Origin of the sequence: Nocardia sp. NPDC059236 (assembly GCF_042754085.1) — a bacterium.
Taxonomy (GTDB): Bacteria; Actinomycetota; Actinomycetes; order Mycobacteriales; family Mycobacteriaceae; genus Nocardia.
Window position 1 is genome coordinate 1 of record NZ_JBHZAF010000115.1, and the last position, 523, is coordinate 523.

Below are 523 nucleotides of genomic sequence, written 5' to 3' on the forward strand. Positions count from 1 at the left end.
GCGGCTGACGGTGACCGGCTGGACCACTCTGGCGGCGTCGACGCTGGCGCTGTTGCTGCTGCGCGGCCCCTACACCGGTTCGGGACGGTTCGCCGATGTCCTCGACCTGGGCGCGCTCCAGGACGTGGTGGCCACCAAGCCGGGCGCCGCGCTGGTCTCCCGGCTGCTGCTGCTCGCGGCGGCCGCGCTGTTCGTCTCGGTGCTCTTCGGCGCGTACGCGCGGAGCGGCGGGGAGGAGGCAGCACAGGAGGAGGCGGCACGGCAGCGGCGGGATCTGCGCTACGGGCTGTCCGTGGGCGGCACGGTGGTGGCGGCCGGTCTCGCGGCGACATGGGCGATGGCCGAGCACGCCTCCACCGGTATCCAGGCCGGAGTGGCGATGCCGGTCGACGTGCTGCATCTGCTCGCGGTCGCGCTGTGGCTGGGCGGCCTCGCCGCGCTGTTCTGCCTGCTGCGCTGGGGCCCTGCTCCCACGGGTACGACAGTGCGGCGGTTCTCGCGGCTGGCGTTCACCTGGGTGACC

1 pseudogene is annotated in these 523 nt (G+C 74.2%); it reads left to right on the forward strand.

Annotated features, from left to right (window positions below):
• A pseudogene (locus ACFXIV_RS48295) lies at positions 1 to 523 on the forward strand (hypothetical protein); the annotation flags it as partial.